Here is a 24,744-nt window from a genome sequence, read left to right as displayed (position 1 = left end):
TAAAAACCGGACAGTGCAGTAAGCGCCCAAACCTATGAAAGGAGGGTACTTGCCACAACTCCGGCTAAGCTCTCTGTGAAACCTTCTGACAGACAGAATTCGGAAAAGCCCACCATTTCAGCAAGTTTTCCCTGTCTTGTCAAACAGTTAAGCCTGGGCAGTGTAGACGCTTATGTCCTACCCTGTGGATAACCCCAGCCCAGGCAAGGTAGAATCGAGGTTTGAATAAGAGCGACATGAAAGAATTCTGGCAGACCTGCGTCAGTCGTCTTGAGCAGGAACTCCCCCCCCAACAAATCAGCGCGTGGATACGACCGCTGGTCCCGCTTGCGTACGACGAAACGCAGGCGGTGCTGCGCGTTGCCGCGCCCAACCGCTTCAAGCTGGATTGGGTGCGCAAGAACTTTTCCCACCAGATCGAAGCGTTGGCCGCGGAGTGGTTCAAGCGACCGGTACAGGTCTTGTTCGAGTTGCCTTCTCATGGAGCCGCCCCGCGCATGCCGGTCGCGCCCGTGCGTGCACCGCAGCCCGATCAATCACACCTGTCCGCTGCACAGCCCGCGGGCGGCGCGCCGCCCATGCAGGCCCCGGCTACGGCCGCCCCTCCCCCGCCCGCCACCACGGTGGCTGCGCAGGCGGTCAACGCCGACGCAGCCAACATCGTGTACGAGCGTTCGCGCCTGAATACGGATCTCACGTTCGAGAATTTCGTGACGGGTAAGGCGAACCAGCTCGCGCGCGCCGCGGCGTTGCAGGTGGCCGAGAACCCCGGCACGTCCTATAACCCGCTGTTCCTGTATGGCGGCGTGGGCCTGGGCAAGACCCACTTGATCCACGCCATCGGTAACGCGATGGTCGCTGCCGGCACCGGCGTGCGGGTGCGCTATGTGCATGCCGATCAATACGTGTCCGACGTGGTGAAGGCGTACCAGCGCAAGGCGTTCGACGACTTCAAGCGCTACTACCATTCGCTGGACTTGCTGCTGATCGATGACATCCAGTTCTTCTCCGGCAAGAACCGCACGCAGGAAGAATTCTTCTACGCGTTCGAAGCGATGGTCGCGCAGCGCAAGCAGATCATCATCACCAGCGATACGTACCCCAAGGAACTGTCGGGCATCGACAGCCGTCTGATCTCGCGCTTTGACTCCGGCCTGACGGTGGCGATCGAGCCGCCCGAGCTCGAAATGCGTGTGGCGATTCTGCTGCGCAAGGCCGAGTCCGAAGGCGTGCCCATGCCCGAGGAAGTGGCCTTCTTCATTGCCAAGCATCTGCGCAGCAACGTGCGCGAGCTGGAAGGCGCGCTGCGCAAGGTCCTGGCCTACGCCCGCTTCCACGGTCGCGACGTGCTGACGGTGGATGTCTGCAAGGAAGCCCTGAAAGACCTGCTGTCCGTGTCCAACGGCCAGATCACTGTGGAAAACATCCAGAAGACGGTGGCGGATTTCTACAAGATCAAGGTCGCGGACATGTACTCGAAACGCCGGCCCGCCAATATCGCCTTGCCGCGTCAGGTTGCGATGTACCTGGCCAAAGAGCTGACGCAGAAAAGCCTGCCGGAAATCGGTGATCTGTTCGGGGGGCGCGATCACACCACCGTACTGCATGCCGTACGCAAGATTTCCGACGCCCGCGCAAAACAAGCGGAGCTCAACCATACCCTGCACGTGTTGGAACAAACTCTAAAAGGATGAACATGCAACTCGTACAAACCACACGCGATGCATTGCTGAAACCGCTGTCGACTGTGGCGGGCATCGTCGAAAGACGCCATACCCTGCCCATTCTTGCGAACATCCTGATGCGCAAGGAAGGCAACAAGGTTGCCTTCATTGCGACCGACCTGGAAGTACAGATCACCACGCACGCCGACTTCGGCGTGGGCCAGGACAACGAGTCCACCACGGTTGCCGCGCGCAAGCTGCTCGACATCCTGAAAGCGCTGCCGGACACCGGCGACGTGCGCCTGGCGCTGGCCAGCAACAAGCTGTCGGTGCAGTCGGCCAAGAGCCGCTTCGCGTTGCAGACGCTGGCCGCCAGCGAGTTCCCCACCGTCGCTCAGCCCGAGCAGTGGGACGTCTCGCTGACCATGCCGCAACGCACGCTGCGCCATCTGTTCAACATGGTGCACTTCGCCATGGCGCAACAAGACATCCGTTACTACCTGAACGGCATGCTGCTGGTGTTTGAACCGGGTCGTGTGCGCGCCGTCGCCACCGATGGTCACCGCCTGGCGCATTGCTCGACGGAAGCCGACGGCATCGCCGAACGCCACGAAGTGATCGTGCCGCGCAAGACCGTGCTGGAAATGCAGCGCCTGCTGGAAGACTCCGACGAAGTGGTCTCCATTGATGTGGCGCCGGGCCAGATCCGCTTCCGTTTCGGCGACGTGGAACTGGTGTCCAAGCTGGTCGAAGGCAAGTTCCCCGATTTCACGCGTGTAATTCCCACGAACTACACGCGCCACTTCATGGTGGGCCGCGAAGCGCTTCAGGGCAGCCTGCAGCGCGCCGCCATCCTGACCACCGACAAGTTTAAGGGCGTGCGCCTGCAACTTGCGCAGAACCAGATGAAGATCTCGTCTTCCAACGCCGAGCAGGAAGAGGCGCAGGAAGAAATCGACATCGACTACGGCCATGAAGCATTGGACGTGGGCTTTAACGTGGGCTATTTGCTTGATGTGCTGGCCAACGTGAAAGTCGACAATATCCAGTGGTCGGTCATGCCCGATGCCAATGCATCGGCGCTCATCACCCTGCCCGAAGACGACCAGTTCAAGTACGTCGTCATGCCCATGCGGATTTGATCCGCACCCCTCTTGTGGGTTTGTGCCGCTTGCGGGCCTGAGGGCTCGCGGGCGGTCCGGCCGCCAGGCCGTTCTTTAAAGCGTTATCGAACCAGACATGTCAGATCAGCAGAACACCACTCCCGAGACCAGCGGCTACGGCGCTGACTCGATCAAGATGCTCAAGGGGCTGGAGGCCGTGCGCAAGCGCCCCGGCATGTATATCGGCGACACGTCCGACGGCACCGGCTTGCACCATATGGTGTTCGAAGTGGTGGACAACGCCATCGACGAAGCCCTGGCCGGCCATTGCGACGACATCGTCGTCACGATCCACACCGACAACTCGATCTCGGTCACGGACAACGGCCGCGGCATCCCCACGGACATCCACAAGGACGACGAATTTCACCGCAGCGCGGCCGAAATCGTCATGACCGAGCTGCACGCCGGCGGCAAGTTCGACCAGAACTCGTACAAGGTGTCCGGCGGCCTGCACGGCGTGGGTGTGTCTTGCGTGAACGCCCTGTCCGAGTGGCTGCGCCTGACCATTCGCCGCAACGGCCAAGTCCACCAGATGGAATTCCGCCAGGGCGCGCGCGTGGCGCCGCTGGCCGTGACGGGCACGACGGACATGCGGGGCACGGAAGTGCGCTTCCTGGCCGACCCGATCATCTTCAACAACATCGAATACCACTACGAGATTCTCTCCAAGCGCTTGCGCGAGCTCTCGTTCTTGAACAACGGCGTGAAGATCCGCCTGGTGGACCAACGCCACGGCAAGGAAGAGAACTTTGCGTTCTCGGGCGGCGTGAAGGGCTTTGTTGAATACATCAACCGTGCCAAGACCGTGCTGCACCCGAACGTGTTTTCGGTCAGCACCGAATCGGCCGCCGGTGGCGTGTCGGTGGGCGTGGAAGTGGCGATGCAGTGGAACGACAGCTACAGCGAAAGCGTGCTGTGCTTCACCAACAACATCCCGCAGCGCGACGGCGGCTCGCACTTGACCGGCCTGCGCGCGGCGATGACCCGCATCATCAACAAGTACATCGCCGACAACGAACTGGCCAAGAAGGCCAAGGTGGAAACGTCCGGCGACGACATGCGCGAAGGCCTGGCCTGCGTGCTGTCGGTGAAGGTGCCCGAGCCCAAGTTCAGCAGCCAGACCAAGGACAAGCTGGTCTCCAGCGAAGTGCGCCCGGCCGTTGAAGAAGCCGTGGCCCGCACGCTGGAAACGTGGCTGCTTGAAAACCCGAACGACGCCAAGGCGCTGTGCAACAAGATCGTGGAAGCCGCCCGCGCGCGTGAAGCCGCACGCAAGGCGCGCGAAATGACGCGTCGCAAGAGCGTGCTGGAAGGCGCGGGCCTGCCCGGCAAACTGGCCGACTGCCAGGAAAAAGATCCGGCGCTGTGCGAGCTGTACATCGTCGAGGGTGACTCCGCGGGCGGCTCGGCCAAGCAAGGCCGCGACCGCAAGTTCCAGGCCATCCTGCCGCTGCGCGGCAAGGTGCTGAACGTGGAAAAGGCGCGTTTCGACCGCCTGATCGCCAGCGAACAGATCGCCACGCTGATCACGGCGCTGGGCACCAGCATCGGCCCTGATTTCAACGTGGAAAAACTGCGTTATCACCGCCTCATCATCATGACTGACGCGGACGTTGACGGCGCGCACATCCGCACCCTGCTGCTGACGCTGCTGTATCGCCAGATGCCCGAGCTGGTGCAGCGCGGCTACGTGTATATCGCCCAACCGCCGCTGTACAAGGTGAAGGTTGGCCGCGAAGAACGCTATCTGAAGGACGACCAGGAAGAAGCGCAGTTCATGCTGCAACTGGCGTTGAAGGATGCCGAGATCATCTCGGGCGGCAACATCATCCGTGGCGACGAGCTCACCGATCTGGCCAGCCAGTACGTGGCGGCCGACGGCGTCATCGCGCGCTTGTCGAAGGTGTTCGATGTGGGCGCGCTGTCGGCCATGGCCGAAGGCGTGGAGATCAACCTGGAAACGGCCGAATCCACCGCCGATTCCGCCAAGCGCCTGGCCGACGCCATGCGCGACCCGGTCAGCGGCAACGGCGTGGAAGTGGTGCCGCAATTTGACGAAGCCACCGAACGCCATCGCCTGTCGGTGCAGCGCATGCACCACGGCAACGTGCGCGTCAGCATCATCGACGCCGACTTCATCAACGGCTCGGACTACGCCATCCTGTCCAAGGCCGCCAAGAGCTTCCTGGGCAAGGTCGGTTCGCGTTCGCTGGCCGCGCGCGGTGAAGGCGACAAGCGCAAGGAACAGACCGTGTCCGACTTCCGCGAAGCCATGCAATGGCTGCGCAGCGAAGCCGACCGCAGCATCTCGAAGCAGCGCTATAAGGGTCTGGGCGAAATGAATCCGGAACAGCTGTGGGAAACCACGATGGACCCGAAGGTGCGCCGCCTGTTGCGCGTGCAGATCGAAGACGCCATCGCCGCGGACGAAGTCTTCACAACCCTGATGGGCGACGACGTGGAACCGCGCCGCGCGTTCATCGAACGCAACGCGCTGTCGGCGGGCAACATCGACGCGTAAGCGTTTGCCTGCGCCAGTTCAAGGCCAGCCTGAAAGGGCTGGCCTTTCTTTTTTGACGGGTCACGCGCGGACGGCGCGCGGCCAGCGTGCTTCAAGGATGCAGTGATGGGTAATCGCGCGTGGTTGTCGTTGCAGGCGGAACGGGATGGTCGCAAGGTGTCATCGGAAGAAATCGCCGCCGCCAACGGCAATCTGCCCACGTTATGGCAGGTGTTGCTGGCCGACGGAACCTTGCGGGATGCTGATGCGTCCCAGCGCGTGTTTGGCGATGCGGGTACGGCGGCGCTAGCCGCCCCCGCGCAAGCCGGGCTTGATCGATTGCGGCAGGTGGCGGACTTCGTGCGGGGCCGCGCGGCAAGCGGCGATGCGCCGCATTGTGTGCAGCTGGATGCGGCGGTGGCATACCTGGACGAACGGATCGATGTGCGAACTGGCAGGAGAGTCGGGGCTGGGCCGACCGGGCCGGGCGGCGCGGCCTGCCTGTGGATAAGCGCCGAGCTAGATGAACTGGCATGGCTGCATGCGGATGGCGCGGACGCGTATTTGCCTCACGCGCGGACGCTGTGCGCGGATCGTTGGCAGGCTTTGCAGGACGGCATGCGGGCGGACGATATCGCGGCAGTGTTGCGCTTGCTGGGCGTACAAGATGCCGACGATGAATCCGGATGGGCTTGGCGTGTCGGCTTGGGCGGTTTGGCGCATCCGTACTTCGATCAGCAGGAGCCCGCGCGGCGAGAGCGCTATGAAGATTTCGACGGGTATGAGGAAGAGGACGACGTCGAGGGCGGCGCCGATGCCCAAGACGACTCCGACGACAACAACCCCGACAACCCCGACAACGACGACAACAACGCCTCCAACGGCTCCCACGCCGTCATGCGCCACGACACGCACCTTGGCGATGGCCTGCATCGCTTTGCTGTGGACAACTTGTGGGGCGTGGGCGATACCCGCCGCTTTCGAGTCAGCCGGCGACTTTTCCCCAGGGGGTCTGGCGCCCGCGTTTCAAGCCGAATGCTGGGGCCTGATCGACCGGCGCGGCGCCTGGGCCAGCGCGCCCGTGTGGGACGACATCAACTGGGACGACGCGCTGCACGCCTATGTGACGCAACGCGGCGACCTGTGCGGCCTGATCGACGCCCAGGGCAGCCTGGTGCTGGACGCCCTGTACGCCGGGCTGGCGCCCGTGGATACGGAGTCCGATCCCGCCAGCTTGTGGATAAGCGGCACGATGCGAATACGCGTCCTGACCGATGACGATCGTCGCGGCATCGTGGACGGCAAGGGCGATGTCGTCGTTCCCGTGGCGTATGGCGATCTGGCTGACATCATCTGGCTGCCCGCGCCCGACCCCGCCGACATCACGCCACCTCCCGCAGGCCAGGCCGGCCGCTATGTACGCGTGCTGCGGTGCGTGGATCATGGCGAATGGAACCAGTGGTTCCAAGGCGTTTACGACATGGTCGAGCGCCGCGAGACACTACCCTGCACGCAGCAGATGCTGTTCGGCCTGATGTGGAACGACACCTACGGCTGGCTGGGCGCGGTAGCGCCGGAACACGCCTGCGAACCACCCCGCGAACCACCCCGCGAACCACCCCGCGAACCAGCCAGGGAACCAGCCAGCGAGCACAGCCCGGATGGCCTGCACATCGGCATCGCCGATGCGAACGGCGCGTGGCTGCATGAACCGATCTATGCGTGGATCGGCGTGCCGGCGGCCCTGCATACGGCGGACGGTGTGCATGGCGTGCCCTGCGCAATCGCGAAATGCTGGAGCCAGGGACAGGCCGTGCCGGCCATGCATGCCGACGGTGCGATGCGTTATCTGCACGCGGACGGGCGAGTGCAGGCAGCGCCGCGGTAGCACCCAGCCGCGCCCCCGCGAGCCCCCCCGCGAGCCCCCCCCGCACGCCCCCCCGCGCCCCCCCCGCGGCGCCACGCGGCGGCGCGCCGCTAGCCGCGCGCCGCTAGCCGCGCGCCGCTAGCCCCACGCCTCGCTCCACAGCGCCTTCACCGAGCCGGCCGCGCCTTCAGATCCGCCATCTCTTCCTGCATCAGCTGATGCGCGTAGCGCGAAAACACGCTGACCAGCCGCGTTCGCGTGTGATACGGCGGGTACAGCAGCGCCACCGTCACCGGCACCGACGGGCTGAACGGGCGCACTTCCACGCCGTTGGCCTCGTACTCTTCGCGCGCGGCCAAGGGGTTGATCAGCGCCACGCCCAGGCCCGCGCCCACCAGCGCGCACACCGATGAACCCAGGCCCGCTTCGGCCACCGTCTGCCGTTCCACCTTGGCCGACTTGAAGACGGCGTCGATCTTTTCGCGCAGCGGCGTGGCGCTGGGAAAGGCGATGAAGGGCTCGCCCGCGAAGTCGGCCGGTTTCAGCTTCTTCAGCTTGGTCAGCCGGTGCCCCTTGGGCAGCACCGCCACGCAGCTCATCGTCAGCACGGGTTCGACCTGGATGCCCGGGCTGTCGCCCGACAGCATCGCCAGCCCCGTGTCGCAAAAGCCCGAGCTGATCCAGTTGTGCACGGCGCTGGCGCTGCCTGAATGGATGGACACCATCACGTCCGGGTACTCGGTCTTGAAGGCGGCGACGATGCGCGCCAGCATGCCGCCCGCCAGTCGTGGCATGGCGGCCACGCTCAGGCGGCTGGCGCTGAACGAGCGGATGCTGGCCGCCGCCGACTCCAGGCCGGCCAGGCCGATAAAGGTTTTTTCGACCTCCTGAAAGAAGCGCGAGCCGTCTTGCGTGGGGCTCAGGCGGCTGCCATTGCGGTCGAACAGGGGAAACTGGGTGATCGCTTCCAATTGCGCTATTAAGCGGCTAACGTGCGGCTGCGAGGTGTGCACGCGCCGTGCTGCGGCCGTCATCGAGCCGGTCATCATGACGGCTCGGAAGGCCTCGATGTGTCTTAAGCCCATCCGTGGAATGGCCATATCAAATCCGTATAGAGGAATACTTGATTGGAACTGGATAAAACCATACTGCTAGTTGATACTTTTTGCCAGCCGCGGGGCTCATCGCGGGACGTGGCGGACGCCGGCCAAACCGGTGCCGCCGATCGTGAATACAAATACGCGTCGATTGCACGGCGCCAAGGGAATCAGATGAAAGCACTTGCCGCGATCTCCGTCGCTGCCGCCCTGTTGGGCAGCGCGGCCACCGCCCACGCCGAAGGCCCCAGCCGCCTGGACAAGATCCGCGAAACCGGCGTGATCACCATCGGCCACCCCGAGACCTCGGTGCCGTTTGCATATCTGGACGGCAACCAGAAGCCCGTCGGCTACACCGTGGAGATCTGCCAGGAAGTGGCCAAGCATATCCAGGCCGCGTTGAAGCTGCCCAAGCTGGAAGTGCGCTACAACCCGACGACCTCGGCCACGCGCATCCCGCTGTTGGCCAATGGCACCATCGACCTGGAATGCGGCAACACCACCAACAACCTGGACCGCCACAAGCTGGTGTCGTTCGCCCCCACGACGTTCGTGGCGCAGGTGGTGCTGGTGGCGCGCAAGGATGGCGGCGTCGATCCCAACAACCTGGAATCGTTTCGCGGCAAGACCATCGCCGCCCAGGCCGGCGGCCAGACCTTCCGCCTGATCTCCGGTCTGAACGCCAAGGGCAATCTGGGCATCACGATGGCGCCCACCAAGGACACCGCCGAAACCATCCTGATGGTGGAATCGGGCCGTGCCGCGGGTTCGGCCAACGATGACGGCATTGCCTACGGCGCCGTCGCTTCGTCCAAGAACCCCGACGCGTTCGTGATCGGCAAGAAGGGCCTGGAAATGGCGCCCTACGGCATCATGGAACCCAAGGACGACCCCGCCTTCAAGAAGGTGGTAGACGACGCCGTGCTCGATCTGATCAAGACCGGCAAGGTCGCGGCGATCTACGACAAGTACTTCAATTCGCCGATTCCCCCGAAGCAGATCAACCTGAAGTACCCGATGAGCGACGCCCTCAAGCGCGCGCTGGCCAACCCGACCGATTCGGGTGACCCCAAGGCGTACGAGTAATCAGCAGGTAGCCCGCGGGACGCCCAGGCGTCCCGCGGCGGTTTTGGGGCAAGGCGCCGTGGCCGGCGCCGCCATCTAGGGCACGGGCATGAATTACAACTGGAGTTGGAGCGTATTCCTGGAGATGTCGCCGGACGGCGTGCACACCTTCCTGGAAACCATCCTGATCGGCGTGGGCTGGACATTGGCGCTGGCGCTGACGGCGTGGGTCTTTTCGCTATTGCTGGGATCCTGTCTGGGCGTGATGCGCACCGCGCAATCGCGCGTGATGAATGTGCTGGGCGCGACCTACGTCGAGCTGTTTCGCAACGTCCCGCTGCTGGTGCAGATGTTCCTGTGGTACTTCGTGCTGCCCGAATTGTTGCCCCATGCGTGGGGCTTGGCGATGAAGCAGATGCCCCAGCCGTGGGGGCAGTTTGTGCCCGCCGTGCTGTGCCTGGGCTTCTACGGGTCGGCCCGCGTGGCCGAGCAGCTTCGCGCCGGCATCCAGTCGTTGCCGCGCGGCCAGTTCCAGGCCGGCACCGCACTGGGGCTGACCGAGGTGCAGGTGTACCGCTACATCATCCTGCCCGAGGCGTTTCGTATCGTGCTGCCGCCGTTGACCTCGGAATTCATGGGCACCATCAAGTATTCATCGGTGGCGTTGACCATCGGCCTGCTGGAGCTGACCGGCCAGGCGCGGTCCATGCAGGAATTCACCTTTCACATCTTCGAGGCGTTTTCCGCCGCGACGGTGATTTACCTGATCCTCAACGGCATGGTGGTGCTGGGCATGCGCCAGCTTGAGCGGCATATCGCGGTGCCCGGCCTGATCGGCGCGGCCGGCAAAAGCGGTCCGGCCGCGGTCAAGGCCGTCGGCCTGAGCCGATAGGGGATCGCGATGGGTAAATTCGATTTCGACGTCATCTGGACCGCGCTGCCCTACCTGTTCCAGACGGGCATGACATTCACCTTGACGCTGACGGCGCTGGCCGCCGTGATGGGCCTGGCGCTGGGCACGCTGCTGGCGATGATGCGGCTGTCGCGCTTCAAGCTGCTGTCGGTACCGGCGGGCATCTACGTCAACGTGATGCGGTCCATCCCGCTGTTGCTGGTGATCTTCTGGTTCTACTTCCTGGTGCCGTACATGGCGGCGTGGGTGGTTGGGTCGCCGACGCCGCTGCGCGTGGGGGCGTTCAATTCCGCGGTCATCACGTTCACGATGTTCGAGGCCGCGTACTTCTGCGAAATCATGCGCGCGGGCATCCAGTCCATTGCGCGCGGCCAGGTGTCGGCCAGCATGGCGATCGGTCTTACGCCATGGCAAGGCATGCGCTATGTGGTGCTGCCGCAGGCGTTTCGCAACATGGTGCCGGCGCTGCTGACCCGCGTGATCATCCTGTTTCAGGACACGTCGCTGGTCTACGTGCTGTCGCTGACCGACTTCCTGGGCGCGGCCTCCAAGATCGGTCAGCGCGATGGCCGCCTGGTCGAGCTCTACCTGTTCGTGGCGGTGGTGTATTTCGTGATCTGCTTCACGGCGTCCCGCCTGGTCAAACTGCTGGAAAAGCGCACCCGCGTGCTGCGATAGGGTTTAACGATGCAACTGTTTCCGAATACCTCGATGATCGAGATCAACCAGGTCAGCAAGTGGTATGGCTCCTTTCAGGTGCTGGATGAATGCACGACGAAAGTCGGCAAGGGCGAGGTCGTGGTGGTGTGCGGGCCGTCCGGCTCGGGCAAGTCCACGCTGATCAAGACCGTGAACGCGCTTGAACCCTTTCAGAAGGGCGACATCGTGGTCAACGGCATTTCGGTGGGCGACCCGCGCACCAACCTGCCCAAGCTGCGTTCGGTGGCCGGCATGGTGTTCCAGCACTTTGAGTTGTTCCCGCATCTGTCGGTGACCGAAAACCTGTGCCTGGGCCAGGCCAAGGTGCTGGGGCGCGGCAAGCAAGAGGCCCGCGCGCGGGCGCTGACGCTGCTGGAACGCGTGGGCCTGTCGGCGCACAAGGACAAGCATCCCGGCGAACTGTCGGGCGGCCAGCAGCAACGCGTGGCGATTGCGCGTGCGTTGTCGATGGACCCGGTCGTGATGTTGTTTGACGAGCCCACCTCGGCGCTGGACCCCGAGATGGTCAACGAAGTGTTGGACGTCATGACGGACCTGGCCGGCGAAGGCATGACGATGATGGTGGTAACCCACGAAATGGGGTTTGCCCGCCGCGTTGCCGACCGTGTGATTTTCATGGACGGCGGCAAGATCGTCGAAGACTGCGTCAAGGACGAATTCTTCGGCAATGTCGAGGAGCGTGCCCCGCGCACGCGCCAATTTCTTTCCAAAATTTTGCAGCATTGATTCCCATGACCCAGCGGACTCCCGCCGACACCCCGACCGTGCCTGTCGACCTGCGCAGCGACACCGTCACCCACCCCACCCCGGCCATGTACGAGCGCATGCGTACCGCGCCGATTGGCGATGACGGCCTGGATGGCGACCCGTCGGTGCGCGCGCTGGAAGCGCACGTGGCCGCACGCCTGGGCAAGGAAGCCGGGCTGTTCGTGCCCAGCTGCACCATGGCCAACCTGCTGGCGGTGTTGGCGCAAACCCAGCGCAACGAACAGGTGGTGCTGGAATCGTCGGCCCACATGTATACGTCGGAGCGCGGCGCGGCCACCTTCACCGGCTTGTTCTATCAAGGCGTGTCCGGCACGGACGGCGCGATGGACCTGAACCGGCTTGAAGAGGCGCTGCTGTCAGGCGGTCACCGCTTGAAGACGTCGTTGGTGGCGATGGAAACGTCGCACAACAACGCCGGCGGCGCGGTGCTGCCGCTGGAGCATATGCGCACGGTGCATGGCATGGCGCGGGCGGGCGGTATCCCCGTGCACCTGGACGGCGCGCGCCTGTTCAACGCAGCCGTGGCGCTGGGCGTTCCCGCCAACGAGATCACGCAGTACGCCGACACGGTGTCGCTGTGCCTGTCCAAGGGCCTGAGCGCGCCCGTGGGCGCGGTTCTGGTGGGCGGCAAGGCCGTGATCGCCAAATCGCGCACGCTGCGGCGCATGCTGGGCGGCACGCAGCGCCAGTCGGGCATCATGGCGGCCGCCGGCCTGGAAGGCGTGCAGACGATGACGGACCGCCTGGTCGAAGACCACGTGCGCGCGCGCCGCTTGAGCGACGGCATCAATCGTCTGGCGCCGGCGTTGTCGGCCACGGTGCCGCAGACCAATATCGTGCAGGTCGAGACGGCGGATTCGGGCATGACCAATACGCAGTGGGTCGCCGCCTTGCAAGCCGAAGGGCTGCTGACGCGCCCGTGGGGCCGCTCGCGGCTGCGTTGCGTCACGCATCGCCACATCGCGGACGAGGACATCGACACCGCGGTGCAAGCCTTTGCGGCAGTGCTGAAAAAACGCTGAAAAGGCGCTGAATAAACCCTGCGGTCCGGCGCTGAAAATTGCGCTTGAAACCTCGTGTTGATCGACGCCGCCGGCACGTTCCGGCGGTGCGATAATGCCGCATGTCCACGACTCATCTCACCCGAAAAGACTATTTCTGCGCACTGGCGGTCGTGGTCATCTGGGGCCTTAATTTTGTTGTCATGAAGGTCGGCATGCGGGGCTTGTCCCCCATGATGCTGGGCGCGCTTCGGTTCGCGCTGGCAGCCTTCCCCCTGATCCTTTTCGTGCGTCGGCCGCAGCTGCCGTGGCACTGGATCGCCGCCTACGGGCTGGTGCAGGGGTTGGGCCAATTCGGCCTGTTGTTCACCGCGTTGAAATTCGGCATGCCGGCCGGCATGGCCTCGCTGGTCATCCAGACGCAGGCGTTCTTTACCTTGCTGCTGGCCGCGCCGGTGCTGGGCGAGCGCGCGCGGCGGCATCACTGGATCGGGCTGGGCGTGGCCGCGCTGGGGCTGGCCGTGATCGCCGGCGGGCGGGGCGAGGGGCCGGGCCAGATGACGATGCTGGGCTTTGCGCTGACGCTGGGCGGCGCGTTCATGTGGGCGGCGTCCAACATGATCGTGCGGCTGGCCAGCCGCAAGGCGCCCGGTTATGACCCCTTTGCGTTCATCGCCTGGAGCAGCGCCGCGCCGGTGCTGCCGTTCTTGCTGCTGGCCGTGCTGATCGACGGCTGGGAGCCGGTGGTGGGCATGATTACCGGCATGGGCTGGGGCGAGGCGCTGTCAGTGCTGTACCTGGCGGTGCTGGCCACGCTGGTGGCCTACACGCTGTGGACCCGCCTTCTGACCCGCCACCCCGCGGCCAAGATCGCGCCGTTTTCGCTGCTGGTGCCGGTGGTGGGCCTGTGGGCGGCGTCGATGGCCTTTGGCGAACAGTTGCAGCCGTTGCAATGGCTGGGGGCGGCCGGTGTGCTGGCCGGCCTGATCATCAACCAGGTGGGCGGGCGGTGGCTGCGCAACCGGTGATCGAAATTCGGTGATCGAAATCCGGTGATCGAAACCCGTGACCGGAACGGGTCACAACCCCGCCCCGCCGGCCTGCCAAACCCGGTAATGCAACACTCATCCCTCGGCCGGCCGGACTAGCCCTTCACGGCGAGCCGGTTTTGTTGCTTACACCTGCTCAAATCGGATGTAACGCTTGTCGGTGTACTCGCGGCGCGTCGTGATTTCTTGCACCGACGCACCCGGCGGGCCGCGCCGCAGCCATTCAAGCATGTGGTCAACCTGGTCTGGCGTGCCCTGCACCAGGGCCTCGACCGTGCCGTCCAGCAAGTTCTGCACCCAGCCCGTCACACCCAGCATATGAGCGCGCCGCACGGTCGCGTGGCGATACCCCACGCCTTGCACCGTGCCGCTGACTGACACAAGAACGGTTTCGATATGGGAGTCGGTTTTAGGGTCTTGCATGGATTTTCCTTCGGATGATGCGCCGCCATTGGGATGAATAGGCGGATATGGCTACAGCGGATGGTCTATAGGCCCCGTGGGCATCGAAGCGATACGTTAGTGCTCATGTCAAAACGTGCCAACGGGAACACCCGCTACCAGAGCTTGGAGAAGCCATTATGGAAGAGACCAGTTTGTTGTCGGAAGCTGAGACAGCGCGCTACAGGGATCAGGGTTACCTGGCCCTGAAGGACATGTGTCCGCAGGACGAGGTGGGCTATATCCGCCGCACCCTGCTGGATCTGTTCGCGAACAAGACGGGATACAACGAGGGTGCGCAGTACGACTTCGTGAGCCGGGACGATCCGTCCAAGCCCGCCAAGTTTCCCAGCCTGCACGATCCGCGTCATTATGCCCCCGGTCTGCTCAAGACGACTTACCACGAGCGCACGCTGGACCTGGCGCGGCAACTACTGGGCGAAGAGGCGGCGCTGTACGGCGAGCACGCCCTGCTCAAGCCCGGCCCGTTCGGCCCCGAGACGCCGTGGCACCAGGACGAGGCGTTCCGTTCGCCCGACTTTGTCTACAACGAACTGAGCATTTGGCTGGCGCTGCAACCGGCGACCGTGGAAAACGGCTGCATGCAGTTCATTCCCGGGTCGAACAAGTGGGACGTGCTGGAACACCGCTCGCCCGGCGGCGACAAGACCCTGCATCCGCTGGAATGCTGCGGCGACTTCCGCCGCGACCAGGCCGTGGCCGAACCGCTGGACCCGGGCGGCATCACCGTCCATGACGCGCGCACGCTGCATTTCACGGGGCCGAATACGTCGCCGTCGCCGCGTCTGGCGTACATCCTGATCTACAACACGCCGCCGGTCTACAAGCCGGGGCGCCGTGAATTTCCGTGGCTGGAAGGCCGCTGGACCGACAGCCAGACGCGTAAAAAACAATGGCACAAGCGCGGCGGTCTGGCCGTGGATGTGATGCGCCGGCTGCCGGGCGCGCGGCTGACCAGCCCGCGTTGGGTGGCGTGGGCAACGATCCGCGCGGTCAGCAAGGTCTGGCCGCGATAGCTTGGGTGGACAGGGGGCCGAAAGAGCCCCGGTCAGAGGGGGGCGAACGGGGCCGGCAAGCAGCGCTTGCCGGCCTCGGCGCGTATACTGGGCGGCGCCGCAGGTCCTGTCACCCAGGCGTTGCGGCGAGGCCGCCCGCAGCCGGCGGCTCCAGATTCTAAAAATACGAAACGCAGCTGGCGCACCTCTATCACTCCTCAGACCTCTCATGACCGCTAACCTTTCTACGATCACCTGCATCGAAGATTTGCGCGCCATTGCGCAAAAGCGCGTGCCGCGCATGTTCTACGACTACGCCGATTCCGGCGCCTGGACCGAAGGCACCTACCGCGCCAATGAAAGCGATTTTCACAAGATCAAGCTGCGCCAGCGCGTGGCGGTGAACATGGAAGGCCGGTCGTTGCGCACCACGATGGTGGGCCATGACGTGGTGATGCCGCTGGCGATTTCGCCCACCGGCCTGACCGGCATGCAGCATGCCGACGGCGAGATCCTGGCGGCCAAGGCGGCGGCGGATTTCGGCGTGCCGTTCACCTTGTCCACGATGAGCATCTGCTCGTTGGAAGACGTGGCAGAGGCCACCAAAAAGCCGTTCTGGTTTCAGCTGTACGTGATGCGCGACCGCGAATTCGTGGCCAACCTGATCGATCGCGCCAAGGCCGCCGGCTGCACCGCGCTGGTGCTGACGCTGGACTTGCAGATCCTGGGCCAGCGTCACAAGGACATCAAGAATGGCCTGTCGACACCGCCCAAGCCCACGCTGCGCAACCTGATCAACCTGGCCACCAAGCCGCGCTGGTGCATGGGGATGCTGGGCACCAAGCGCCGCACGTTCGGCAATATCGTCGGCCACGCCAAGGGCGTCAGCGACCTGTCGTCGCTGTCCTCCTGGACGGCCGAGCAATTCGACCCGCGCCTGAGCTGGGACGACGTGGAATGGATCAAGCAGCGCTGGGGCGGCAAGCTCATCATCAAGGGCATCCTGGATGTGGAAGACGCGCACCTGGCCGCCAATAGCGGCGCGGACGCGCTGATCGTCAGCAACCACGGCGGGCGCCAGCTGGACGGCGCCATGTCGTCGATCGCGGCGTTGCCGGCGATTGCGGATGCGGTGGGCTCGAAGATCGAAGTCTGGATGGACGGCGGCATCCGGTCCGGCCAGGACATCCTGAAAGCGGTGGCGCTGGGCGCGCGCGGCACGATGATCGGCCGCGCCTTCCTGTACGGCCTGGGCGCGTACGGCCAGGCGGGCGTGACCCGCGTGCTGGAACTGCTTTACAAGGAAATGGATACGACGATGGCGCTGTGCGGCCGCCGCAACCTTGAAGTGGGCGACCGCAGCATCCTGCTGCCGGGTACGTACCCGACCTGAGGCGCGGCGGCCGTGCGCGCCATGCGATGTGATTGAACCGCCGTTCGCGGCGGCCCCTTTCTACATACCGCGCACCCCGCGCACCCCGCGCACCCCGCGCACCAAGCGCACCAAGCGCACCAAGCGCACCGCGCGGACGACGCGGACTACGCCCCGTTGCCGGCGCCCAGGTACTGGCTGGGCCGCCGCAGCGCCGGGTCGAACGGATTGATCTGCGCCCCCACGGCGTCCGCTTCCCGGCGCAGCATTTCAACGATCAGCGGCAGCCGCTCGTCGTTGATGCGTTCGATGGGGGCGGCCACGCTCAGCGCCGCCACCGTGACGCCGTTGCGGTCATGGACCGGCACCGCCAGCCCCGCGATGTTCGGAAACACGCCCTGCCCTTGGCTGCGCGCGTACTGCAATTGCTGGCATTCCTGGATGCGCACCCGCATCGAGATTTCATCGACGAAACCCAGATGGTGCAGCCGTGGAATGTTGAAGCGGATGACCTCTTCGCGCTCCGCCTCCGGCAAGCTGGCCAGCAGCACCAGGCCGCCCTGGCCCATGCCCAGCGGCACGCGTCCGCCGATGTCTCCGGTATGCGAACGCACCGGAAAAGCCCCGTCCACCCGGTCTACGCAGACCGCGTCAAAGCCGCTGCGCACCAGCAAAAAAATGGTGTCGTTCAGCATGCCCGACAGGCGCAGCATCGCGGGGCGGTACAGCGTGCGCAAGCTGGACTGATGCGTGCCCGCCGCAGCCGCCAGGGCAAAGAAGGCCACGCTCAGCTGGTACCCCTTGCTTTGCGCGGGCTGCTCCACCACGCCTTCCTGCATCAGCCCTTGCAGCACGCGATGCACCGTGGCCTGCGCCTGGCCGGTACGCGCGGCGATGTCGGTCAGCCGCAGCTTTTCACCCTTGGCATCGGCCAACACGCGCAGCACCGCAAACGCACGTTGCAGGACGCCCTGGCCGCTGGAATCGTCCGCTGTCTCAGTTTTCTTCATCCGCTGATTCCGTTAAACAAAATAACCAGCGTCATTTTTAGCAGTAAATTCGGCTCAATGGAAATCTCGGACTAAAAATTCGATTCTTCGGAAAACCCTAATTGACCACGCATTTTGGCAAATCCTAGACTGCCCCATCGATAAGCGCCAACGCGCCCGGCAACCGGGCCAACGCGCGGCACAACGCCCGCATCGGGCGACGGGGTTTGGAAAATGTCATTTCTGCGGCTGGACAACGTCTCGAAGAACTACGGCGACCTGCGCGTCGTTTCCGACCTGAACCTCACCGTTGAAAAGGGGGAATTCGTCTCGCTGCTCGGCCCGTCCGGTTGCGGCAAGACCACCACCTTGCAGATGATTGCCGGCTTTGCCGACGTCACCCAGGGCGTCATCACGCTGGATGGGCGCGACATCACCCACGCCAAGCCCAACACGCGCGGTCTGGGCATCGTGTTCCAAAGCTACGCCCTGTTTCCGCACCTGACCGTGGCCGACAACGTGGCCTTCGGCTTGAAGATGCGCAAGGTGGAACGCGCCGAGCGCGCCGAACGCGTGCGCGAGGCCCTGGCGCTGGTCAAGCTGGACAAGCACGCCGACCGCTATCCGCGCGAGCTCTCGGGCGGCCAACGCCAGCGCGTGGCGCTGTCCCGCGCACTGGTCATCCGCCCGCCCGTGCTGCTGCTGGACGAGCCGCTGTCCAACCTGGATGCCAAGCTGCGCGAAGACATGCAGTTTGAATTGCGCGGCATCCAGAAGAAGATCGGCACCACCACCGTGATGGTCACGCACGACCAGGCCGAAGCGCTGTCCATCAGCGACCGCGTCGTCGTCATGCAGGACGGCCGCGCCACGCAGGTCGACGCGCCGTTTCGCATGTACGAACATCCGCAAACCGAATTCATTTCGCGCTTTGTGGGCAAGACCAACCTGTTGCCGGGCCGAGTCACACGCTGCGGCGCGCAGGCCGAAATCGAAACCGGCGCGCTACGCGTGCTGGTCGACGGCGAAGGCCTGCGCCACGGCGACAACGTGCAGCTGTCGCTGCGCCCCGAAAAACTGGTGCCCGTACCCGCCGGCCAGGGCAAGCTGGCCTGTGTGGTCAGCACGCGCTACTTCCTGGGCAGCCAGTGGATGTACGACCTGGATTCGCCGGTGGGCACGCTGACCGTGCTGACGCCCAACGACGGCCGCCGCCCGCATGACGACGGCGAGGCCATCGGGCTGGACTGGGCCGAAGGCGTGCTGCGCGTGCTGCGCGCGCCAGCCGTGGAAAAGGCCGCCTGACATGGCAACGCTGACTCAAGCCGCCACCGGCCCCAAGCCGCGCAACGACGGCCTGCTGGCCATCCTGGGCTCCATTCCGCTGGCCATTGTCTTTGTGACGCTGGTGCTGACCCCGCTGGCGCTGACCTTCGTGCTGTCGTTCCGGCCGTTCGACTACGGCGCGGGCATCTTGCCCGGCCACACGTTCGAACACTATCTGGCCGTGGTCACCGACAGCTACTTTCTGGAAATCTTCTGGCGCACCTTCTGGATCGCCGGCCTCACCACGCTGATCTGCGTGCTGATCGGCGCGCCCGAAGCCTACATCCTGTCGCGCATGGGCAAGCCCTGGCGGTCCATTTTCTTGCTGGTCGTGCTGTCGCCCTTGTTGATATCGCTGGTGGTGCGCGCGTTCGGCTGGAGCATGCTGTTGGGTCCAAGCGGTGCCATCGGCCGCGCGGCCGCCGCCCTGGGCATGGGGTCGCTGCTGTACACGCCCACCGCCGTCATCATCGGCCTGGTGCACGTGATGCTGCCCTTCATGGTGATTCCCGTGTGGACGTCGCTGCAAAAGCTGGACCCCACCGTCGAGCACGCCGCGCTGTCGCTGAACGCATCGCGCTTTCAGACGCTGACGCGCATCGTGTTGCCGCAAGCCATGCCCGGCATTCTGTCGGGCAGCCTGATTGTGTTCGGCCTGTCGGCCAGCTCGTTTGCGATCCCCGCGCTGTTGGGCGGGCGGCGGCTGAAGATGGTCGCCACCGTCGTGTACGACGAATTCCTGACCGAATTGAATTGGCCGCTGGGCGCGGCCATCGCCATCGTGCTGCTGGTGCTCAACGTCATCATCATGATGGCGTACAACCGCGTCGTCGAGCGCTCTTACCGACGCAGCCTGGGCTAGCCGACAAGGAACCAACATGCAGAAAAACGGCCCTTTCGCGCTGGCATTCAACTTTCTGGTGGTGGCGTTCGTGCTGGCGCCGCTCGTCATCGTGTGCCTGGTGGCGTTCACGCCCGACACCACGCTGACCGTGCCCACCACCCGTTTTTCGCTGCGCTGGTTTCGCGCGGTGTTCGATCACCCGAACTTCATGCAGGCGTTTCAGAACAGCCTGTGGCTGGCCTTGCTGTCGGCCACGATCGCCGTGTGCCTGGCCGTGCCGGCCGCCATCGCCATTACGCGTTACCGCTTCCCGGGCCGCGATGTGCTGAATGGCCTGTTCCTGTCGCCGCTGATGATTCCGCACCTGGTGCTGGGCGTGGCGCTGCTGCGCTTCTTCGCGCTGATGGGCATGGCCGGCAGCTTTTCGTGGCTGGTGGCCGCGCACGTTGTCGTCATCACGCCGTACGTGATGCGGCTGGTGATTGGCGCGCTGGTCGGCTTCGACCGTTCCATTGAACACGCGGCGCTGTCGCTGGGCGCCAGCCGCGCCACCGTGTTCTTCCAGATGACCTTGCCGCTGATCATTCCCGGCGTGTCCGGCGGCTGGTTGCTGGCCTTCATCAACAGCTTCGATGAACTGACCATGTCGGTGTTCATCACCGCGCCTTCCACCATCACGTTACCCGTGCGCATGTACATGTACGCCACCGAATCCATCGACCCGATGATGGCGGCCGTGTCGGCACTGGTCATCCTGTTGACCGCCGTCACCATGCTGCTGCTGGACCGCGTATACGGCCTGGACCGCGTGTTGGTGGGGCAGAAATGAAACCCTTGCCGTTGGCGAAAAGAGAGGCGCCGGCATCATGGCAATACTGAAACGCCTGGCGGAATCAGGCCGGCCCGCCGTCCCGTTCAGCTTGAACGGGCAAGCCTGTACCGCGCTGGCCGGCGACACCGTACTGACCGCCGTGCTGACCCAGGCAGACTGCGTGCGCCATTCCGAATTCAGCGGCGCCCCGCGTGCCGGTTTCTGCATGATGGGCGCCTGCCAGGACTGCTGGATGCAGCTTGAAGACGGCTCGCGCCTGCGTGCCTGCTCAACCTTTATCGAACCCGACATGCGCCTTTTGAACGTGCCCATGGCGCCCGCCGCCGTGCCGGGCACGCTGGCGGCGGCACCCTGGCCCGAGGACGACATCGCATGAGTATCGTGATGCCCGTCATCGTAGGTGCCGGCCCTGCCGGCGTGCGCGCCGCCCAGGCCCTGGTCGCGCATGGCCTGCGGCCTGTCATCCTGGACGAAGCGCCGCGCGCCGGTGGCCAGATCTACCGCCAGCCGCCACCCGGATTTCAACGCCCGAAGTCCGCGCTGTACGGCTTTGAACATCGCAAGGCCGACGCCGTGCATCGCGCCATGGCCGCCTTGCAGCCGCACGCCGACTATCGCCCCGGCAGCCTGGTGTGGAATGTGGAAGGCAAGACGCTGGACGTCGTGCAAGACGGCGTCAGCACCGCCGTGCCCTACACCCACCTGATCCTTGCCACCGGCGCCACCGACCGCGTGCTGCCCTTTCCCGGCTGGCTGACGCCCGGCGTCTACACCCTGGGCGGTTCGCAGGTAGCGTTGAAATTCCAGGGCTGCGCCATCGGGTCAAGCGTGGTCTTCATGGGCACCGGGCCGCTGCTTTACCTGGTGGCCTATCAATACGCCAAGGCCGGCGCCCAAGTGGCCGCGGTGCTGGACACCGCCCGCTTTGCAGACCGCCTGGCCGCGTTGCCCGGCATGCTGCGCGCGCCCGGGCTGCTGGCCAAGGGGCTGTACACCATGGCCTGGCTGCGCGCGCATGGCGTGCCGCTGCATAGCGGCGTGCGACCCGTTGCCGTGCACGGCAAGGACCGCGTGTCGGCCGTGACCTATCGCCAAGGCAAGCGCGATCACACCGTGCCCTGCGACGCACTGGCGTACGGCCTGGCGCTGCGTTCCGAAACCCAGCTGGCCAGCCTGGTCGGCTGCGAATTTGAATTCAATGCGCGCGATAGAAACTGGACGCCCCGCCGCGACGTTGCGGGGCGCGGCAGCGTGCCCGGCGTCTATGTCGCCGGTGACGGCGCCGCCATCGCCGGCGCCGACGCCGCCGAACTCGCGGGCGAACGCGCCGCGTTGGCGCTGCTGCAAGACATTGGCCAACCCATCGACGCGGCCCGCGCCCGCGTGCTGGAAGCGCGTTTGGCCGCCAATGTCCGCGTGCGCGCGGCACTGGAACGCGCCTTTCCCTTCCCCGAGGACTGGGCCGCAACCATCGCCGACGACACCGTCATCTGCCGCTGCGAAGACGTAACCGCCGGCACGGTGCGGCGCGCCGTCATCGACACGGGCGCGCAAGAGCTGAACCGCCTGAAAGCGCTGACACGCGTCGGCATGGGCCGCTGCCAGGGCCGCATGTGCGGCGCGGCGGCGGCCGAGGTGCTGGCGCAAGCCTGCGGCCTCAGCCCGGCCCAAGTGGGCCGCTTGCGCAACCAGCCACCCGTCAAGCCGGTGCCCGTGCGCGTGGTGTGCCTGGAGCGCCCGGACAAGGTGTCGGCATGACGCAGCGCATCGACACCGAAGTGGCCATCATCGGCGGCGGCATCGTCGGCGGCAGCGCCGCGCTCTTCCTGCGCCGCGCCGGCGTGCCCGTTGTGTTGCTGGAAGCCGCCCTGTGCGGCGCACGCGCCAGCGGCGTCAACTACGGCGGCGTGCGGCGGCAAGGGCGCGGGCTGGAACAGATGCCCCTGGCCCGACGCGCACACGAACTGTGGGGTCAACTGCCATCCCTGATTGGCATCGATGGCGAATACGTCCGCTCAGGCCACTTGAAACTGGCTGCTTCCGATGCCGACATGGTGCTGCTGGACACCTATCGGCAGCGCACGCGCGGCTACGGCATGCACCTGCAAATGCTGGACCGCCGCGACCTGGCGCGCCGCTTTGGCTGGCTGGGCCAGGACGTCGCGGGTGGGTCCTTCTGCCCCGAAGACGGCCACGCCAATCCCAGGTTGGTGGCACCGGCGTTCGCGCGCGCGGCGGCGGCGCTGGGCGCCGATGTGCGCGAAGGTGCGCGCGTCACTCAAGCCGACCACGACGGCACGCACTTCATCGTGCGCGCGGATGGGCTGGAAGTGCGCGCGCGCTTTCTCTTGAACTGCGCCGGTGCCTGGGCCGGCCGCTTTGCAGAGCACTTCGGCGAAGCCGTACCCGAAACGTCCATCCACCCTTTGATGATGGTTACTGAACCGCTGCCCGTCTTCATGGACGTCAGCCTGGGCATACAAGGCGGTGGCATCTACGCGCGCCAGGTCGCGCGCGGCAATTGCGTCATCGGCGGTGGCCGTGGCGTGTCCACCGACCCCGACTACGCACGACCCGGCCGCGCCGGCCTGGGCACGCTGATGGCCAACGCCACCCGGCTGCTACCCGTGCTGCGCGGCGCGCAGGTTATCCGCTTCTGGACCGGCGTGGAAGGCAACATGCCCGACCACAATCCCGTGCTGGGCCCCAGTGCCCGAGTCCCGGGATTGTTCCACGCCTTCGGCCTGTCCGGTGCCGGTTTCCAGATCGGCCCCGCCGTGGGCGAAGTGCTGTCCGACCTGGTCCTGCACGGCCAGTCCCCGATTCCTATCGATGCCTTTTGCATTGAACGATACGCGGCCGCCGCTCACGGCGCCGTGGCTCGGCCTGAACGTATTCGTGAGCAAACGCAGGAGTCACCATGATGCATAAGAAACAGGGCGCATCGCGCCTGAGCAAGGGGAAGCGGCTGCTGGGCGCGGCAACGTTGGCGTTGCTGTCCGCAGGGGCCATGGCGCAGCAGAAGACCTTGTACGTCGGCATGAACGGCGGCGACATGGAACGCGCCTTCACGCAATACGTTTTCCCCGATTTCGAGAAAGCCAACAACGTGAAGATCGTCGTCGTGCCCGGCACGTCGACCGACGTGCTGGCCAAGGCGCAAGCCTACAAAGACAACCCGCAGATGCACGTCATGTTCCTGGACGACGGCATCATGGCACGCGCCATTTCCATGGGCCTGTGCCAGCAGCTGAACGATGACCCCGTCCTGAAAGAGCTCTACCCCACCGCCGTGATGAAAGACCGCATGGCTGCCGGCATCGACATCGGCATGACCGGCCTGGGCTACAACACCAAGATGTTTGCCGACAAGGGCTGGGCTCCGCCCACGTCCTGGATGGACCTGGCCGACCCCAAGTACAAAGGCAAGGTCGTATTTCAGTCCGCATCCGGCAGCACCTTCGGCCTGCACGGTTTCCTGATGTTCAACCGCATCCAGGGCGGCGACGACAAGAACTATGAACCCGGCTTCAAGAAGTGGCCCGACACCATCGGCCCCAACGTGCTGGAATACATTCCCAACTCGGCCAAGCTGGCCGAAATGATCCAGTCCAACGAAGCCGCCATCTTCCCCCTGACCCCCACCGCCATCGCCCGCCTGAAAAAGCGCGACATTCCGGTGGAATACGCCCAGCCCAAGGAAGGCTCCGTCATCCTGATGGTGGGCGAATGCGTCATCGCCAAGAACAGCGAACCCGAACTCTCGCAAAAATTGGCGCTGTACCTCTTGTCCGCCAGCGCGCAGGCCAAGGCGCTGGAAATGGGCGGCCACTTCCCGTCCAACAAAAACGTCAAGGCGCCCGCCGACAGCGCCGACGCGCTCAAGCGCTTCCAGGGCTACATGGAAAACGCCAAGATCCTGGATTGGGACCAGATCAACACTGCGCGCCCCGCCTTCAACGCCCGCTGGAACCGCACCGTCGAACGTTGATAAGATCTTGCAGCGCGCGCCTGTGGATGAACCGCAAGCGCGCTCGCAAGCAAGCGCCTGCCAGCGTGCGCCCGGTACGCGCGTCTGCTACACGCGTCTGCTACGCGCGTCTGCTACGCGCGT

Annotated in this window: 23 protein-coding genes; 19 read left to right on the top strand and 4 right to left on the bottom strand. The window is 65.0% G+C overall.

Annotated elements, in window-relative coordinates:
* Window positions 1-236 precede the first annotated feature (236 nt).
* The 3 genes from dnaA (at window position 237) to gyrB (ending at window position 5,351) form a co-directional block, all read left to right on the top strand.
* Window positions 237-1,694: a chromosomal replication initiator protein DnaA gene (gene dnaA / locus V6F88_RS10135; RefSeq protein ID WP_104142377.1), complete on the top strand. Its 1,458-nt coding sequence runs from the start codon at window positions 237-239 to the stop codon at window positions 1,692-1,694.
* Window positions 1,695-1,696: 2 nt separating this feature from the next.
* On the top strand, window positions 1,697-2,806 hold the full coding sequence (dnaN, locus tag V6F88_RS10130) for a DNA polymerase III subunit beta (RefSeq protein WP_006227714.1): 1,110 nt from the start codon (window positions 1,697-1,699) through the stop codon (window positions 2,804-2,806).
* Between the two features lie 97 nt (window positions 2,807-2,903).
* A complete protein-coding gene (gene gyrB, locus V6F88_RS10125) occupies window positions 2,904-5,351 on the top strand; it encodes a DNA topoisomerase (ATP-hydrolyzing) subunit B (RefSeq protein ID WP_332609270.1) in 2,448 nt (815 codons plus the stop codon).
* Window positions 5,352-5,849: 498 nt separating this feature from the next.
* On the opposite strand, the gene V6F88_RS10120 is transcribed toward gyrB, so the two are convergent.
* Complete coding sequence (locus V6F88_RS10120; RefSeq protein WP_332609268.1) at window positions 5,850-6,263, bottom strand: hypothetical protein; 414 nt, start codon at window positions 6,261-6,263, stop codon at window positions 5,850-5,852.
* Here V6F88_RS10120 and V6F88_RS10115 point away from each other — a divergent pair.
* Window positions 6,253-7,218 (top strand): WG repeat-containing protein, encoded by a 966-nt coding sequence (locus V6F88_RS10115; protein ID WP_332609266.1) that lies wholly within the window; start codon window positions 6,253-6,255, stop codon window positions 7,216-7,218. The genes V6F88_RS10120 and V6F88_RS10115 overlap by 11 nt on opposite strands.
* A gap of 146 nt (window positions 7,219-7,364) precedes the next feature.
* Here the strand turns inward: V6F88_RS10115 and V6F88_RS10110 are convergent, their stop codons facing one another.
* Entirely contained in the window at window positions 7,365-8,297 is a 933-nt protein-coding gene (locus tag V6F88_RS10110) for a LysR substrate-binding domain-containing protein (protein WP_332609264.1), read from the bottom strand.
* Between the two features lie 171 nt (window positions 8,298-8,468).
* On the opposite strand from V6F88_RS10110, the gene V6F88_RS10105 reads away from it, so the two are divergent.
* The 6 genes from V6F88_RS10105 to V6F88_RS10080 all read left to right on the top strand — a co-directional run bounded on the left by V6F88_RS10105 (window position 8,469) and on the right by V6F88_RS10080 (window position 13,789).
* Window positions 8,469-9,380: an amino acid ABC transporter substrate-binding protein gene (locus V6F88_RS10105; RefSeq protein WP_332609263.1), complete on the top strand. Its 912-nt coding sequence runs from the start codon at window positions 8,469-8,471 to the stop codon at window positions 9,378-9,380.
* A gap of 88 nt (window positions 9,381-9,468) precedes the next feature.
* Window positions 9,469-10,251, top strand: a complete 783-nt coding sequence (locus tag V6F88_RS10100; protein WP_332609261.1) for an amino acid ABC transporter permease — start codon at window positions 9,469-9,471, stop codon at window positions 10,249-10,251.
* A 9-nt stretch (window positions 10,252-10,260) separates the two neighbouring features.
* Window positions 10,261-10,950 (top strand): amino acid ABC transporter permease, encoded by a 690-nt coding sequence (locus V6F88_RS10095; RefSeq protein WP_332609260.1) that lies wholly within the window; start codon window positions 10,261-10,263, stop codon window positions 10,948-10,950.
* Window positions 10,951-10,983: 33 nt separating this feature from the next.
* The gene (locus tag V6F88_RS10090; RefSeq protein ID WP_332610236.1) at window positions 10,984-11,718 is read left to right on the top strand and encodes an amino acid ABC transporter ATP-binding protein; all 735 of its coding nucleotides are present in this window, start codon (window positions 10,984-10,986) and stop codon (window positions 11,716-11,718) included.
* Window positions 11,719-11,723: 5 nt separating this feature from the next.
* Window positions 11,724-12,782: a threonine aldolase family protein gene (locus tag V6F88_RS10085; protein WP_332609259.1), complete on the top strand. Its 1,059-nt coding sequence runs from the start codon at window positions 11,724-11,726 to the stop codon at window positions 12,780-12,782.
* A gap of 101 nt (window positions 12,783-12,883) precedes the next feature.
* Window positions 12,884-13,789, top strand: coding sequence for an EamA family transporter (locus tag V6F88_RS10080; RefSeq protein WP_314355908.1), 906 nt, complete (start codon window positions 12,884-12,886; stop codon window positions 13,787-13,789).
* Between the two features lie 147 nt (window positions 13,790-13,936).
* Here V6F88_RS10080 and V6F88_RS10075 read toward each other — a convergent pair whose 3' ends face one another.
* Window positions 13,937-14,233: an acylphosphatase gene (locus V6F88_RS10075; protein WP_268080410.1), complete on the bottom strand. Its 297-nt coding sequence runs from the start codon at window positions 14,231-14,233 to the stop codon at window positions 13,937-13,939.
* Between the two features lie 158 nt (window positions 14,234-14,391).
* On the opposite strand from V6F88_RS10075, the gene V6F88_RS10070 reads away from it, so the two are divergent.
* Window positions 14,392-15,288, top strand: a complete 897-nt coding sequence (locus V6F88_RS10070; protein ID WP_332609256.1) for a phytanoyl-CoA dioxygenase family protein — start codon at window positions 14,392-14,394, stop codon at window positions 15,286-15,288.
* 208 nt (window positions 15,289-15,496) lie between these two features.
* Window positions 15,497-16,660, top strand: a complete 1,164-nt coding sequence (locus V6F88_RS10065) for an alpha-hydroxy acid oxidase (protein WP_314355906.1) — start codon at window positions 15,497-15,499, stop codon at window positions 16,658-16,660.
* A 146-nt stretch (window positions 16,661-16,806) separates the two neighbouring features.
* On the opposite strand, the gene V6F88_RS10060 is transcribed toward V6F88_RS10065, so the two are convergent.
* Window positions 16,807-17,649, bottom strand: coding sequence for an IclR family transcriptional regulator (locus tag V6F88_RS10060; protein ID WP_332609255.1), 843 nt, complete (start codon window positions 17,647-17,649; stop codon window positions 16,807-16,809).
* 213 nt (window positions 17,650-17,862) lie between these two features.
* On the opposite strand from V6F88_RS10060, the gene V6F88_RS10055 reads away from it, so the two are divergent.
* Genes V6F88_RS10055 through V6F88_RS10025 form a run of 7 tightly spaced genes read left to right on the top strand, consistent with a single transcriptional unit; the run spans window position 17,863 to window position 24,621 of the window.
* Window positions 17,863-18,933, top strand: coding sequence for an ABC transporter ATP-binding protein (locus tag V6F88_RS10055; RefSeq protein ID WP_332609254.1), 1,071 nt, complete (start codon window positions 17,863-17,865; stop codon window positions 18,931-18,933).
* 1 nt (window position 18,934) lies between these two features.
* Complete coding sequence (locus V6F88_RS10050) at window positions 18,935-19,816, top strand: ABC transporter permease (RefSeq protein ID WP_332609253.1); 882 nt, start codon at window positions 18,935-18,937, stop codon at window positions 19,814-19,816.
* A gap of 16 nt (window positions 19,817-19,832) precedes the next feature.
* Window positions 19,833-20,627, top strand: coding sequence for an ABC transporter permease (locus V6F88_RS10045; protein ID WP_332609251.1), 795 nt, complete (start codon window positions 19,833-19,835; stop codon window positions 20,625-20,627).
* 37 nt (window positions 20,628-20,664) lie between these two features.
* Window positions 20,665-21,006 (top strand): (2Fe-2S)-binding protein, encoded by a 342-nt coding sequence (locus V6F88_RS10040; RefSeq protein WP_332609250.1) that lies wholly within the window; start codon window positions 20,665-20,667, stop codon window positions 21,004-21,006.
* Entirely contained in the window at window positions 21,003-22,388 is a 1,386-nt protein-coding gene (locus V6F88_RS10035) for an FAD/NAD(P)-dependent oxidoreductase (RefSeq protein ID WP_332609249.1), read from the top strand. Before V6F88_RS10040 ends, V6F88_RS10035 begins: the two co-directional genes overlap by 4 nt.
* The gene (locus V6F88_RS10030) at window positions 22,385-23,554 is read left to right on the top strand and encodes an NAD(P)/FAD-dependent oxidoreductase (RefSeq protein WP_332609248.1); all 1,170 of its coding nucleotides are present in this window, start codon (window positions 22,385-22,387) and stop codon (window positions 23,552-23,554) included. The genes V6F88_RS10035 and V6F88_RS10030 overlap by 4 nt, the downstream gene beginning before the upstream one ends.
* Complete coding sequence (locus tag V6F88_RS10025) at window positions 23,551-24,621, top strand: ABC transporter substrate-binding protein (RefSeq protein ID WP_332609247.1); 1,071 nt, start codon at window positions 23,551-23,553, stop codon at window positions 24,619-24,621. The genes V6F88_RS10030 and V6F88_RS10025 overlap by 4 nt, the downstream gene beginning before the upstream one ends.
* Window positions 24,622-24,744 lie beyond the last annotated feature (123 nt).

It is taken from the genome of Achromobacter sp. ESBL13 (assembly GCF_036668755.1).
Classification (GTDB): domain Bacteria; phylum Pseudomonadota; class Gammaproteobacteria; order Burkholderiales; family Burkholderiaceae_B; genus Achromobacter.
This window is presented reverse-complemented; position numbering and strand designations above follow the sequence as displayed.

Bases quoted from the DNA above. Each gene is read 5' to 3' on its own strand.
- dnaA (WP_104142377.1), top strand. From the start codon at position 237: ATGAAAGAATTCTGGCAGACCTGCGTCAGTCGTCTTGAGCAGGAACTC.
- dnaN (WP_006227714.1), top strand. From the start codon at position 1,697: ATGCAACTCGTACAAACCACACGCGATGCATTGCTGAAACCGCTGTCG.
- gyrB (WP_332609270.1), top strand. From the start codon at position 2,904: ATGTCAGATCAGCAGAACACCACTCCCGAGACCAGCGGCTACGGCGCT.
- V6F88_RS10115 (WP_332609266.1), top strand. From the start codon at position 6,253: ATGGCCTGCATCGCTTTGCTGTGGACAACTTGTGGGGCGTGGGCGATA.
- V6F88_RS10120 (WP_332609268.1), bottom strand. From the start codon at position 6,263: ATGCAGGCCATCGCCAAGGTGCGTGTCGTGGCGCATGACGGCGTGGGA.
- V6F88_RS10110 (WP_332609264.1), bottom strand. From the start codon at position 8,297: ATGGCCATTCCACGGATGGGCTTAAGACACATCGAGGCCTTCCGAGCC.
- V6F88_RS10105 (WP_332609263.1), top strand. From the start codon at position 8,469: ATGAAAGCACTTGCCGCGATCTCCGTCGCTGCCGCCCTGTTGGGCAGC.
- V6F88_RS10100 (WP_332609261.1), top strand. From the start codon at position 9,469: ATGAATTACAACTGGAGTTGGAGCGTATTCCTGGAGATGTCGCCGGAC.
- V6F88_RS10095 (WP_332609260.1), top strand. From the start codon at position 10,261: ATGGGTAAATTCGATTTCGACGTCATCTGGACCGCGCTGCCCTACCTG.
- V6F88_RS10090 (WP_332610236.1), top strand. From the start codon at position 10,984: ATGATCGAGATCAACCAGGTCAGCAAGTGGTATGGCTCCTTTCAGGTG.
- V6F88_RS10085 (WP_332609259.1), top strand. From the start codon at position 11,724: ATGACCCAGCGGACTCCCGCCGACACCCCGACCGTGCCTGTCGACCTG.
- V6F88_RS10080 (WP_314355908.1), top strand. From the start codon at position 12,884: ATGTCCACGACTCATCTCACCCGAAAAGACTATTTCTGCGCACTGGCG.
- V6F88_RS10075 (WP_268080410.1), bottom strand. From the start codon at position 14,233: ATGCAAGACCCTAAAACCGACTCCCATATCGAAACCGTTCTTGTGTCA.
- V6F88_RS10070 (WP_332609256.1), top strand. From the start codon at position 14,392: ATGGAAGAGACCAGTTTGTTGTCGGAAGCTGAGACAGCGCGCTACAGG.
- V6F88_RS10065 (WP_314355906.1), top strand. From the start codon at position 15,497: ATGACCGCTAACCTTTCTACGATCACCTGCATCGAAGATTTGCGCGCC.
- V6F88_RS10060 (WP_332609255.1), bottom strand. From the start codon at position 17,649: ATGAAGAAAACTGAGACAGCGGACGATTCCAGCGGCCAGGGCGTCCTG.
- V6F88_RS10055 (WP_332609254.1), top strand. From the start codon at position 17,863: ATGTCATTTCTGCGGCTGGACAACGTCTCGAAGAACTACGGCGACCTG.
- V6F88_RS10050 (WP_332609253.1), top strand. From the start codon at position 18,935: ATGGCAACGCTGACTCAAGCCGCCACCGGCCCCAAGCCGCGCAACGAC.
- V6F88_RS10045 (WP_332609251.1), top strand. From the start codon at position 19,833: ATGCAGAAAAACGGCCCTTTCGCGCTGGCATTCAACTTTCTGGTGGTG.
- V6F88_RS10040 (WP_332609250.1), top strand. From the start codon at position 20,665: ATGGCAATACTGAAACGCCTGGCGGAATCAGGCCGGCCCGCCGTCCCG.
- V6F88_RS10035 (WP_332609249.1), top strand. From the start codon at position 21,003: ATGAGTATCGTGATGCCCGTCATCGTAGGTGCCGGCCCTGCCGGCGTG.
- V6F88_RS10030 (WP_332609248.1), top strand. From the start codon at position 22,385: ATGACGCAGCGCATCGACACCGAAGTGGCCATCATCGGCGGCGGCATC.
- V6F88_RS10025 (WP_332609247.1), top strand. From the start codon at position 23,551: ATGATGCATAAGAAACAGGGCGCATCGCGCCTGAGCAAGGGGAAGCGG.